We start from the raw sequence: 12024 nt of genomic DNA on the forward strand, positions 1-12024 counted from the left end.
ACCGAATGCCGGGCCGTTTAGCCCGGCATTTTTTCATGCGCAGCAAAACTCTCTGTAATACATTCCATAAAAATCCGCATCGCCGGGCTAACGACTTTTCCGGCATGATGTGCGCACAATGCGGTAATCAGTTCAGGCTTTTCACTGAACGGCAACTCGATTAATTCTCCTGAGTGTAATTCCTTCTCAACGGTAAACCGCGGTAAAAAACTGACACCAAGATTCGCAGAGACACACTGCTTGATGCTTTCGATACTCCATAGCTCAATAGTATTTTCCAGCGTTATCTGTCGCTTACGCAGCAGACTTTCAAAACGCTGTCTAAAAATACATTGCGGTTCATTAATGATAAAACTGCAGGGAATATGCTGATTATGCTGAGTGAAATCAACATCCTGAAGAACCGGAGAGGCCACCAGCGCCAGTGACTGTTCACCCAGTGACAGCATCTCTAGCGCCTCATCATTTCCCACCCGATAAAACACCCCCAGATCAACTTCATCGCCCAGCAGAGCATCACGAATGACATAACAATTGAGTGACTGTAGGGACAATCGAACATTGGGAGCGCGTTGTTTAAAGCGCTGTAAAACCTGCGGCATTTTATAGGCCAGCAACGTTTCTCCGGTTGCGACGCGGAGATCGCCGCTCGGCTGTGCATCTTGTTGCGCCGTCTGGCGGATCGATGCCAGCACACGAGTCAGGTCATGTATATGCGGCATCAGCCGTTTGCCCTCGCTGGTGAGACACATCCGCCGGCCAATTTTTTCGAATAACTGTACGGAGAGTTCTTGTTCAAGCTGTTGAATATGAAACGTTACGGTTGATTGCGTACAGCAAAGCTTTTGTGAAGCCCGCAGGAATGAGCCCTCTTCCACTACCGTTTTTAACGTAATAAACCGACGTAAATCCATCCTCACCAACCTATCGAAATTATCGAATCCAAAATGCAAAAACATTCATTTTTTTAAATGTTGTGTCTCGGGTACTGTCTGCTAAAACAGAGGAGATAACAAGTGACCCCCATGCTTTTAAGTGCATTCTGGACCTATACATTGATTACTGCGCTAACGCCCGGCCCAAATAATATTCTCGCGCTGAGTGCGGCGACATCACATGGCTTTCGTCAGAGCACACATGTTCTGGCCGGAATGAGTCTGGGCTTTTTAATCGTCATGCTGCTGTGCGCCGGGATCTCGTTTTCGCTGGCCGTCCTGGATCCGGCTATCATTCATTGGCTGAGTTGGGCAGGGGCAGCCTACATTTTATGGCTGGCCATGAAAATCGCCACCAGCCCAGCCTCAAACGATAGTCTACAGGCGGAACCGATTAGCTTTTGGGCGAGTTTTGGTTTGCAGTTTGTGAACGTCAAAATCATTTTGTATGGCATTACCGCGTTATCCACGTTTGTGTTGCCATATACCCAGGATGCTTACTGGTTGATTGGTGTCAGTATTCTGCTGGCGCTGATTGGAACATTTGGCAATGCCTGCTGGGCGCTGGCGGGTCATCTTTTCCAGCGTATCTTTCGCCACTATGGACGGCAGCTGAATATCGTTCTGGCATTACTGTTGGTTTACTGTGCGGTGAGGATTTTTTACTAACGGATGTGAAAAGGCGGAAGATGCACTAACATCTTCCGCCTTTTGATTTTCTGCTAATCGGGGTTACTCCCCGCGAGCCTTACAGGCTCTCAGTAAAGGTACGAGCAATAACGTCGCGCTGCTGTTCTGGGGTCAGAGAGTTGAAACGCACTGCATAACCAGAAACACGGATGGTCAGCTGCGGATATTTTTCTGGATGCTTAACCGCATCTTCCAGCGTTTCGCGACGCAGAACGTTCACGTTCAGGTGCTGACCACCTTCCACGCGGACTTCCGGCTGTACGTCAACCGGTACTTCACGGTATTCGATTTCGCCCAGTTTGCTGACGGCAACGACTTCATCAGCATTGAAACCTGCTTTTGCAACGATGCAGCGTGCTTCGCCTTTTTCGCTGTCCAGCAGCCAGAAAGAGTTCAGCAGGTCGTCGTTTGCAGCTTTAGTAATCTGGATACCTGTAATCATGTTGATGCCTCCCCGGCAAAATTATTTGATTTCGGTTGGCCTCATCCGGCCAATTGGTAAAACCATTGTTGCTTGAGTGTATATATACCCCTCACACACCCTTGAATCTTTGATTTAAATCAACAAAAACCACACATGAAAAGTGGTGATAGGTGGATTTTATTGTTTTACATCAACTTACGCCATATGCGCAGGTAAACTTTTTACATAAATTTTCAACTATCTTTAAGGGGTAGCACGTTGAGAAGCGTGCAGAATTTTGCGCCGTTGAAAGAAGCAGTTAAGCTAGGGGGATTGAAAAAATCGCAGGAGAGCGAGATGGCCACCGAATTAACCTGGCACGATGTGCTGGCTGAAGAGAAACAGCAGCCCTATTTTGTGAACACGCTGCATACCGTTGCCGGCGAACGCCAGTCAGGTATGACAATTTATCCGCCACAAAAAGATGTGTTTAACGCTTTTCGCTTTACTGAGCTTGGCGACGTTAAAGTTGTCATTCTGGGACAAGATCCTTACCACGGTCCAGGGCAGGCCCATGGTCTGGCTTTCTCTGTGCGTCCAGGCATCGCCACTCCGCCGTCATTACTGAACATGTATAAAGAGCTGGAAGCCACCATCCCGGGATTTACCCGTCCAACACATGGATACCTGGAGAGTTGGGCTCGTCAGGGGGTGCTGCTACTGAACACCGTTCTCACCGTTCGGGCGGGTCAGGCACATTCGCATGCCAGCCTGGGTTGGGAAACCTTTACCGATAAAGTCATTAGCCTGATTAACGAACATCGTGAAGGCGTTGTTTTCCTGCTTTGGGGCTCTCACGCGCAGAAGAAAGGGGCCATTATTGATGCACAGCGCCACCATGTGCTGAAAGCGCCGCACCCGTCCCCCCTTTCTGCCCATCGCGGTTTCTTTGGCTGCAATCACTTTGTGCTGGCAAATGAATGGCTGGAACAACGGGGAGAAAAGCCGATCGACTGGATGCCGGTATTACCCGCAGAAAGCGAGTAAAAAAATGCCAGCGATTCGCTGGCATTTTTATTATCAGGCTTTGTTCTGACGCCACCACTCCGCGAGCAGTACACCTGTCGCAACGGAGACGTTGAGCGTTTCTACGTTGCCCGTGCCGTCAATCGCCACGCACAGATCGTCTGCTGAGCAAGCTGCTTCTGGCAGAGCTTCGCGTTCGCGGCCTAACACCAGCACCATTTTTTCTGGCAGCGTGGTGTTAAATAGCGGCTTACCTTTATCGCTTGAGGTCATGACGACGGTATAACCCGCCTGGCGGAAATCATCCAGTACATCCACAATACTGTCGCCAGTAATGGGTTGTACGTGCTCAGCCCCTCCTTCAGCGGTACGGATAGCCGCACCTGATTCCAGCAATGCTGCGTCCTGTACCACTACGCCTTTTACGCCGAAGTGCGCACAACTACGCATCATACCGCCCAGGTTATGCGGGTTTGCGATATCTTCCAGCGCCAGCACACAATCCTGTGCTCCGGCCTGACCAACCCACTGCTTAACGGTAGTACCATTACGTTTTTTGATCAGGAAGCACACACCGCCATGGTGCTCGGTACCAGACGCTTTCGCCAGTTCGGCCTCATCAACCACGTGATAGGCTTTGCGGTTTGCCGCCATCCAGCGCAATGCTTCTTTGAATCGCGGGGTGACGCTCTGAATAAACCAGGCGCGGACGATGGCGTCCGGGCGGCTCTGGAACAACGCCTGACACGCATTTTCGCCATAAACGCGGGTTTCTTCCGCGCGCTGACGGCGTAATACTTCAGGATCGATAAAGCTCTTGCCGCTGATGCCACCGTGATCGGCTTTATCCGCAGTATCATCATTCGGTGCGCGGGACACGGTACGCCACGGTGAATCTTCACGTTTGCGGTCGCGTTCTACATCGCGGTCACGACCACGCTCACGACCGCGTTCACTGTTCGGACCCTTTCTGTCATCACGGGCAGGGCGACGACCGCCTTCGGCTCGGGAAGTACCGGGGCGACCGCCGCCTTTGCCAGTACGTGGATTTTGGGTGCGTTTATCCGAGTCATCGTCACTGCGGACGTACATCACTTTGACCTTGCCGTTTTTGTTCTTCAGTTCGTCGCTCATGTTTTTCTCCACCTGCTCTGCGCGAAGCGCGCAGATTACCCGATGTGCACGTCGTTAGCCATTATTTCATTTAAAAGCTAATGACTATTGTACTCATTGAATAAAACGCATTGTTGTTTAAAACAGTCTCTCCGATAATATGTAACATAATAGAAACATACTGGCGTCATTGCCGCGAAGTCCACCCTACTCATCCAGAGGTTAGTTATGAATACCGTTTGTACCAGCTGCCAGGCTATCAACCGCATTCCCGACGATCGTGTTCAGGAAGCGGCCAAATGCGGACGCTGTGGTCACGACCTGTTTGACGGGGAGGTGATCAATGCGACCGGTGAAACACTGGATAAACTGTTAAAAGACGATCTTCCGGTGGTAGTTGATTTTTGGGCACCATGGTGTGGCCCGTGCCGTAACTTCGCCCCAATTTTTGAAGATGTCGCGGAAGAGCGTAGCGGTAAAGTGCGCTTTGTTAAAGTGAATACGGAAGCCGAACGCGAACTCAGCGCACGTTTCGGCATCCGCAGCATTCCGACCATCATGATCTTCAGAAAAGGTGAGGTCGTCGATATGCTGAATGGCGCAGTACCCAAAGCCCCGTTTGATAGCTGGCTTAACGAATCGTTATAATCTCTGCGGGGCACATCTTGTGCCCCGTTTTCACCTCTGCGACAATAGCGTTTTTCAACGTGTTTTCCCATGACCGATAACGCTGTTCTTCAGTTACGCGCCGAGCGCCTCGCGCGCGCCACGCGTCCTTTCCTTGCCCGAGGTAATCGCGTTCGCCGCTGTCAGCGCTGCCTGCTGCCGCAGAAACTCTGCTTGTGCGCAACGCTGGTGCCCTCTGAGGCAAAAAGTCGCTTTTGTCTGGTGATGTTTGATACCGAGCCGATGAAGCCCAGCAACACGGGGCGTTTAATTGCTGATATTCTGCCCGATACCACGGCTTTTCAGTGGTCACGCACCGAGCCGCCGCAGGCGCTGCTGGAACTGGTGAAAAATCCGGATTACCAGCCGATGGTTGTATTCCCCGCGTCTTATGCCGGTGAAGAGCGTGAAGTAATTTTCACGCCACCAGCCGGTAAACCACCGTTATTTATTATGCTTGATGGTACCTGGCCTGAGGCACGTAAAATGTTCCGCAAAAGCCCGTACCTTGATAACCTGCCGGTGATCTCCGTTGATTTATCACGCCTTTCTGCTTACCACCTGCGTGGCGTTCACGCCGAAGGGCAATATTGCACTGCCGAAGTGGCCATCGCCTTGTTGGATCTGGCGGGAGATACGCAAGCTGCGGAAGGGTTAAGCGATCATTTTACTCGCTTTAAAACCCGCTACCTGGCAGGAAAAACTCAACATCAGGGAAGCGTCACAGCAGATTCATCAGAAAACGTTTAAAATCATTCGGTCACTGGTGTCATTAAGGAAGCCGATATGAGTCAGCGTGGTCTGGAAGCACTACTGCGACCGAAATCCATTGCGGTGATTGGGGCATCAATGAAGCCTAATCGCGCGGGTTACCTGATGATGCGTAACCTGCTTGCCGGCGGTTTCAATGGACCTGTTTTACCGGTGACGCCCGCATGGAAAGCGGTGTTGGGCGTACTGGCGTGGCCCAATATCAACAGCCTGCCTTTTAGCCCGGATCTCGCCGTGTTGTGTACCAATGCCAGCCGTAACCTGGCGTTACTCGAAGCGCTTGGCGAGAAAGGCTGTAAAACCTGCATTATTCTCTCAGCTCCCGCGGCGCAGCACGCAGAACTGCTGGCCTGCGCATCACGCTACAACATACGTTTGCTGGGCCCCAACAGCCTGGGGCTTCTCGCGCCCTGGCAGGGACTTAACGCCAGCTTTTCCCCCGTCCCGATTAAGCGCGGCAAGCTGGCTTTTATCTCTCAATCCGCCGCCGTATCCAATACCATACTCGACTGGGCACAGCAGAGAGAAATGGGCTTTTCTTACTTTATCGCACTGGGCGACAGCCTGGATATCGACGTTGATGAGCTACTGGATTACCTCGCACGCGACAGCAAAACCAGCGCGATATTGCTGTATCTCGAACATTTAAGCGATGCCCGGCGTTTTGTCTCCGCCGCGCGTAGCGCCTCGCGTAACAAACCTATTCTGGTGATTAAAAGCGGCCGTAGCCCCGCAGCACAGCGTTTACTGCATACCAGTGCCGGAATGGACCCGGCCTGGGATGCGGCGATCCAACGCGCTGGTTTATTGCGCGTACAGGACACTCATGAGCTTTTCTCGGCAGTCGAAACCCTGAGCCACATGCGCCCGTTACGCGGTGACAGACTGATGATCATCAGCAATGGGGCCGCTCCCGCGGCGCTGGCATTAGATGAGCTGTGGTCGCGAAACGGTAAGCTGGCCGCGCTGAGTGAGGAAACCTGCCAGAAATTACGCGATGCCTTACCTGCTCACGTGGATATCGCCAACCCACTGGATCTGCGTGACGATGCCAGCAGCGAACACTACGTTAAGACACTGGATATTTTACTCGCCAGTCAGGATTTCGACGCGCTGATGGTCATTCACTCCCCCAGCGCGGCAGCCCCCGGAACCGAGAGCGCACAGGCGCTAATTGAAGCCGTCAAACACCATCCGCGAGGTAAGTTCGTCTCTTTGCTGACCAACTGGTGCGGCGAGTTTTCATCCCAGGAAGCCCGCAGGCTGTTTAGTGAAGCCGGATTACCCACCTATCGTACGCCGGAAGGCACCATTACGGCCTTCATGCATATGGTTGAATATCGGCGTAACCAGAAGCAACTGCGAGAAACACCAGCCCTACCCGATAGCCTGACCGCCAACACTGCCGAGGCGCATACTTTGTTACAGCAGGCGATTGCTGAGGGAGCGACATCGCTGGATACCCATGAAGTGCAGCCGATTTTGCAAGCCTATGGTTTACACACTCTACCAACCTGGATCGCCAGCGACAGCGCGGAAGCCGTACACATCGCAGAACAAATCGGTTACCCGGTAGCGCTGAAGCTTCGCTCTCCTGATATCCCACATAAGTCGGAAGTTCAGGGGGTTATGTTGTACCTGCGTACGGCAACAGAAGTGCAGCAGGCTGCGAATGCGATTTTTGATCGGGTAAAAATGGCCTGGCCCCAGGCACGTATCCACGGTTTGTTAGTACAAAGTATGGCGAATCGCGCCGGTGCTCAGGAGTTGCGCGTCGTCGTCGAACATGACCCGGTATTTGGCCCACTGATTATGTTGGGTGAAGGCGGAGTTGAGTGGCGACCGGAAGAGCAAGCTGTTGTCGCATTGCCGCCACTCAACATGAACCTGGCGCGTTATCTGGTGATCCAGGGGATCAAAAACAAAAAGATCCGCGCCCGCAGCGCACTACGTCCACTGGATATCGCCGGGTTAAGCCAGCTTCTGGTGCAGGTCTCCAACCTGATCGTCGACTGTCCGGAAATTCAACGCCTGGATATCCATCCTCTGTTGGCCTCTGCTGGGGAATTTACTGCACTGGACGTCACGCTGGATATTGCCCCTTTCACGGGCGATAACGAAAGCAGGCTGGCGGTGCGCCCTTATCCCCATCAGCTTGAAGAGTGGGTCGAGATGAAGAACGGCGAGCGCTGTCTGTTCCGCCCTATTCTGCCGGAAGATGAACACTATCTGCAGCAGTTCATTTCTCAGGTAACCAAAGAAGATCTTTATTATCGCTACTTCAGTGAGATCAACGAATTCACCCATGAAGATTTAGCCAACATGACGCAGATCGACTACGATCGGGAAATGGCCTTTGTGGCCGTGCGTTGTCGTGATAACCACGAAGAGATCCTCGGCGTGACGCGGGCTATCTCCGATCCGGATAATATCGATGCGGAATTTGCCGTACTGGTTCGTTCAGACCTCAAAGGGCTGGGTTTAGGTCGTCGATTGATGGAAAAATTGATTGCATACACCCGAGATCACGGACTTAGACGTTTGAATGGTATTACGATGCCAAACAATCGTGGGATGGTCGCCCTGGCCCGAAAACTCGGGTTTGATGTCGATGTCCAGCTCGAAGAGGGAATTGTTGGGCTAACGCTGAATCTGGCCCAATATGAGGAATCGTGAGTAAGGTACTGGAAATGTTGACCACATTCATGGGTACTGGTGGTATCATTGCCCGCTTATGTCGTCTGCAAAGCACAGAGGACCCTTCAATGAACAGAGAAGAAATGCACTGTGATGTTGTCAAAATTTAAGCGTAATAAACATCAACAACACCTTGCCCAACTACCTAAGATTTCTCAGTCAGTTGATGATGTAGATTTCTTTTATGCTCCCGCAAATTTCAGGGAGGCTCTGCTGGAGAAAATAGCCAGCGCGACGCGACGGATCTGCATTATTGCACTGTACCTGGAACAGGATGACGGCGGTAAAGGCATACTCGACGCGCTCTATGCGGCAAAGCGGCAGCGTCCTGAACTGGATATCCGGGTGCTTGTCGACTGGCATCGAGCCCAGCGCGGACGCATTGGTGTTGCGGCATCCAATACCAACGCGGACTGGTATTGCCGCATGGCGCAAGAAAACCCTGGTATCGATATCCCTGTCTACGGCGTGCCAATTAACACCCGCGAAGCGCTTGGTGTTCTGCATTTTAAAGGCTTTATCATTGATGATAGCGTCCTGTATAGCGGGGCCAGTCTGAACGATGTTTACTTACACCAACATGATAAATACCGCTATGACCGCTATCAGCTGATTCGCAACGCGAAGATGGCCGATATCATGTACGATTGGGTTGCGCAGAACCTGATGAATGGGCGCGGCGTTAATCGTCTCGATGATATCCATCGGCCTAAAAGTCCGGAAATTAAAAACGATATCCGCCTGTACCGTCAGGAACTGCGCGATGCATCCTTCCATTTCCAGGGAGATGCGGATAATGAACAACTTTCGGTCACGCCGCTGGTTGGGCTCGGAAAATCCAGTCTGTTAAATAAGACCATTTTCCACCTCATGCCCTGTGCGGAGCACAAACTCACCATTTGTACGCCTTATTTCAACCTGCCAGCCATCCTGGTGCGCAATATCATTCAACTGCTGCGTGAAGGGAAAAAGGTCGAAATCATTGTCGGTGATAAAACCGCCAACGACTTTTTTATTCCGGAAGATGAGCCATTCAAGATCATCGGTGCGCTGCCTTATCTGTATGAAATAAATCTGCGCCGTTTCCTGAGCAGACTGCAGTATTACGTGAATACCGACCAGCTGGTCGTGCGCTTATGGAAAGATGATGACAACACCTATCATCTGAAAGGCATGTGGGTTGATGATAAATGGATGCTGCTTACCGGCAATAATCTTAACCCCCGCGCCTGGCGGCTGGATTTGGAAAACGCCATTCTTATCCATGATCCCCAGCAGGAACTGACTCCCCAGCGTGATAAAGAGCTGGAGCTTATCCGCACGCACACCACCGTCGTGAAACACTATCGCGACCTGCAAAGTATTGCTGATTATCCGGTGAAAGTGCGCAAGCTTATCCGTCGATTACGCCGTATTCGAATCGACAGATTAATCAGCCGTATTCTGTAATCAAGACCCCGTCCAGTGACGGGGTTTTTCCTATGGAGGCAACGGTGCGCCTGTGTATTCTTGCCAGTGTTTTACTTCTTTCCGGCTGTAGCCACATGGCTAACGACAGCTGGAGTGGGCAAGACAAAGCTCAACACTTTATCGCCTCGGCCATGCTTGCCGCAGCGGGGAACGAGTATGCACAGCATCAGGGAAACAGTCGCGATCGTAGCGCAGCTATCGGTTTGATGTTCTCAGTCAGCCTTGGTGCATCAAAAGAGTTGTGGGACAGCCGCCCCGCTGGGAGCGGCTGGAGCTGGAAAGACTTCGCCTGGGATGTGGCGGGCGCATCAACCGGCTATGCCGTTTGGCAACTGGCACACCATTAGAGACGTAAGCCTTTTCCCTTCCCATGCAGCATCAGCGATACTAAAAACGCGACGACTGCCAGAGCTGTAACGTACCAGAAGAATGTCGTTTCCATACCGACAGATTTCAGGGATAACGCAACGTATTCGGCTGAGCCACCAAACAAAGCATTCGCCACCGCATAAGATAAGCCAACCCCCAGAGCACGCACCTGCGCCGGGAACATCTCTGCCTTCAGTATCCCGCTGATGGAGGTATAGAAACTGACGATCAACAAGGCGCACATCACCAGAGCAAACGCCATATACGGGGACGTTACGCTTTGCAATGCTGTCAGAATAGGCACAGTGAAAATCGTCGCCAGCGCACCAAAGCATAGCATTGAAGTCCGTCGGCCTATTTTATCTGACAACGCACCGAACAGCGGTTGTACCAGCATGAACACACACAGTGCCGCCGTCATAATCCCGCTGGCTACGTTGGCATGCATACCGGCTGTGTTAACCAGGTACTTCTGCATATAGGTTGTGAACGTGTAAAAACACAACGAACCCGCGGCGGTAAAGCCAAGCACCATGACAAAGGCTTTGCGATTACGCCACAGACCTTTCAGAGAACCCGCTTCTTTCAACGCACGGACATCCTGTTTTGATGTTTCATCCAGTTGACGACGCAGCCACAATGCCACAATAGCTAACACCGCTCCCAGTGCGAATGGAATACGCCAACCCCATGCTCTTAGCGCTGAGTCTTCCAGGGTTTGCTGTAATATGACCACAACCAGCAATGCCAGTAACTGCCCGCCGATTAATGTCACGTACTGGAATGAAGCATAAAAACCTTTCTTACCTTCAACGGCTACTTCACTCATATAGGTCGCGCTGGTTCCGTATTCACCACCGACAGATAACCCCTGGAAAAGTCTGGCCAGCAGTAATAGCGCAGGAGCCCAGGTACCGATAGTTTCATATCCAGGAAGACAAGCGATCACCAACGATCCCATACACATCATACAAACTGACAGCAACATAGACTTTTTGCGCCCGTGCTTATCTGCGATACGGCCAAACAGCCAGCCTCCAATTGGTCGCATCAAGAAGCCTGCGGCAAACACGCCCGCGGTTTGTAAGAGTTGCGTGGTGGTATTTCCGGAGGGAAAAAAGATATGAGCAAAATAAAGAGAACAGAATGAATAGATATAGAAATCAAACCATTCGACCAGATTCCCTGAGGATGCACCAACAATTGCCCATATACGACGACGGGTGTCGCCATCTGCCAGCGCCCCATTCTCAGTTACACTGCTATCAGCCATTAGAATTGTACCCCTGCCAGGATCTTATGAATCTATCAATGATGTTTCGGGTCTGTTTTAGTAAATTAAATGTTATATAATTGTTATAATTCATTGTGAGAGATAGATCACGATTTTAATTAGCAGGGAAAGGATTAAGAATGTTCGAGGGAAGAGGGGCAGGTTGTCTGTCAGAAATAGTGTGAGCATTTGCGGGCCAATACCTCATCCAACAAGGTGCCGCCGGGAATGCCTGATGCGCTGCGCTTATCAGGCCTACTTTGTGGTGCCGTTGTAGGCCGGATAAGGCGGGACGCCGCATCCGGTGGTTTTCATCCCACGCAGACGCAAAAAAGCCCATCCGTCAGGATGGGCTTCTTCACTTTAATTAATGCCTGGCAGTTTATGGCGGGCGTCCTGCCCGCCACCCTCCGGGCCGTTGCTGCGCAACGTTCAAATCCGCTCCCGGCGGATTTGTCCTCCTCAGGAGAGCGCTCACCGACAGACAACAGATAAAACAAAAGGCCCAGTCTTTCGACTGAGCCTTTCGCTTTTATTTGATGCCTGGCAGTTCCCTACTCTCGCATGGGGAGACCCCACACTACCATCGGCGCTACGGCGTTTCACTTCTG

At 51.7% G+C, this 12024-nt stretch carries 11 protein-coding genes; 7 read left to right on the forward strand and 4 right to left on the reverse strand.

Features of this window, described 5'->3' with window-relative positions; all coding sequences use genetic code 11:
• Window positions 1–17: 17 nt before the first annotated feature.
• Complete coding sequence (locus RYZ59_RS02815) at window positions 18–914, reverse strand: LysR family transcriptional regulator (RefSeq protein ID WP_137383465.1); 897 nt, start codon at window positions 912–914, stop codon at window positions 18–20.
• A 102-nt stretch (window positions 915–1016) separates the two neighbouring features.
• Here RYZ59_RS02815 and eamB point away from each other — a divergent pair, with 102 nt between their 5' ends.
• A complete protein-coding gene (gene eamB / locus RYZ59_RS02820) occupies window positions 1017–1604 on the forward strand; it encodes a cysteine/O-acetylserine transporter (protein ID WP_137383464.1) in 588 nt (195 codons plus the stop codon).
• A 79-nt stretch (window positions 1605–1683) separates the two neighbouring features.
• Here the strand turns inward: eamB and grcA are convergent, their stop codons facing one another.
• The gene (gene grcA / locus RYZ59_RS02825) at window positions 1684–2067 is read right to left on the reverse strand and encodes an autonomous glycyl radical cofactor GrcA (RefSeq protein WP_003037563.1); all 384 of its coding nucleotides are present in this window, start codon (window positions 2065–2067) and stop codon (window positions 1684–1686) included.
• A gap of 318 nt (window positions 2068–2385) precedes the next feature.
• Between grcA and ung the strand changes: the two genes are divergently transcribed.
• Window positions 2386–3075, forward strand: a complete 690-nt coding sequence (gene ung, locus RYZ59_RS02830) for a uracil-DNA glycosylase (protein WP_137383463.1) — start codon at window positions 2386–2388, stop codon at window positions 3073–3075.
• 33 nt (window positions 3076–3108) lie between these two features.
• Here ung and RYZ59_RS02835 read toward each other — a convergent pair whose 3' ends face one another.
• Window positions 3109–4188: a tRNA/rRNA methyltransferase gene (locus RYZ59_RS02835; protein ID WP_202038020.1), complete on the reverse strand. Its 1080-nt coding sequence runs from the start codon at window positions 4186–4188 to the stop codon at window positions 3109–3111.
• Between the two features lie 207 nt (window positions 4189–4395).
• On the opposite strand from RYZ59_RS02835, the gene trxC reads away from it, so the two are divergent.
• The 5 genes from trxC (at window position 4396) to RYZ59_RS02865 (ending at window position 10118) form a co-directional block, all read left to right on the forward strand.
• Complete coding sequence (gene trxC, locus RYZ59_RS02840; RefSeq protein ID WP_137383461.1) at window positions 4396–4815, forward strand: thioredoxin TrxC; 420 nt, start codon at window positions 4396–4398, stop codon at window positions 4813–4815.
• 69 nt (window positions 4816–4884) lie between these two features.
• The gene (gene tapT, locus RYZ59_RS02845) at window positions 4885–5583 is read left to right on the forward strand and encodes a tRNA-uridine aminocarboxypropyltransferase (protein ID WP_079939465.1); all 699 of its coding nucleotides are present in this window, start codon (window positions 4885–4887) and stop codon (window positions 5581–5583) included.
• 36 nt (window positions 5584–5619) lie between these two features.
• Entirely contained in the window at window positions 5620–8280 is a 2661-nt protein-coding gene (locus tag RYZ59_RS02850; protein ID WP_318044692.1) for a GNAT family N-acetyltransferase, read from the forward strand.
• Window positions 8281–8394: 114 nt separating this feature from the next.
• A complete protein-coding gene (gene pssA / locus RYZ59_RS02860) occupies window positions 8395–9750 on the forward strand; it encodes a CDP-diacylglycerol--serine O-phosphatidyltransferase (RefSeq protein ID WP_318044711.1) in 1356 nt (451 codons plus the stop codon).
• 32 nt (window positions 9751–9782) lie between these two features.
• Window positions 9783–10118: a YfiM family lipoprotein gene (locus RYZ59_RS02865; RefSeq protein ID WP_411961633.1), complete on the forward strand. Its 336-nt coding sequence runs from the start codon at window positions 9783–9785 to the stop codon at window positions 10116–10118.
• Here the strand turns inward: RYZ59_RS02865 and RYZ59_RS02870 are convergent.
• Entirely contained in the window at window positions 10115–11413 is a 1299-nt protein-coding gene (locus tag RYZ59_RS02870; RefSeq protein ID WP_318044693.1) for an MFS transporter, read from the reverse strand. The two genes, RYZ59_RS02865 and RYZ59_RS02870, sit on opposite strands and share 4 nt — an antisense overlap.
• Window positions 11414–12024: the final 611 nt, after the last annotated feature.

Source organism: Citrobacter sp. HN-141, assembly GCF_033341895.1.
GTDB lineage: Bacteria > Pseudomonadota > Gammaproteobacteria > Enterobacterales > Enterobacteriaceae > Citrobacter.

Bases quoted from the DNA above. Each gene is read 5' to 3' on its own strand.
- RYZ59_RS02865 (WP_411961633.1), top strand. From the start codon at position 9,783: ATGGAGGCAACGGTGCGCCTGTGTATTCTTGCCAGTGTTTTACTTCTT.
- grcA (WP_003037563.1), bottom strand. From the start codon at position 2,067: ATGATTACAGGTATCCAGATTACTAAAGCTGCAAACGACGACCTGCTG.
- RYZ59_RS02815 (WP_137383465.1), bottom strand. From the start codon at position 914: ATGGATTTACGTCGGTTTATTACGTTAAAAACGGTAGTGGAAGAGGGC.
- trxC (WP_137383461.1), top strand. From the start codon at position 4,396: ATGAATACCGTTTGTACCAGCTGCCAGGCTATCAACCGCATTCCCGAC.
- pssA (WP_318044711.1), top strand. From the start codon at position 8,395: ATGTTGTCAAAATTTAAGCGTAATAAACATCAACAACACCTTGCCCAA.
- RYZ59_RS02835 (WP_202038020.1), bottom strand. From the start codon at position 4,188: ATGAGCGACGAACTGAAGAACAAAAACGGCAAGGTCAAAGTGATGTAC.
- ung (WP_137383463.1), top strand. From the start codon at position 2,386: ATGGCCACCGAATTAACCTGGCACGATGTGCTGGCTGAAGAGAAACAG.
- RYZ59_RS02850 (WP_318044692.1), top strand. From the start codon at position 5,620: ATGAGTCAGCGTGGTCTGGAAGCACTACTGCGACCGAAATCCATTGCG.
- tapT (WP_079939465.1), top strand. From the start codon at position 4,885: ATGACCGATAACGCTGTTCTTCAGTTACGCGCCGAGCGCCTCGCGCGC.
- RYZ59_RS02870 (WP_318044693.1), bottom strand. From the start codon at position 11,413: ATGGCTGATAGCAGTGTAACTGAGAATGGGGCGCTGGCAGATGGCGAC.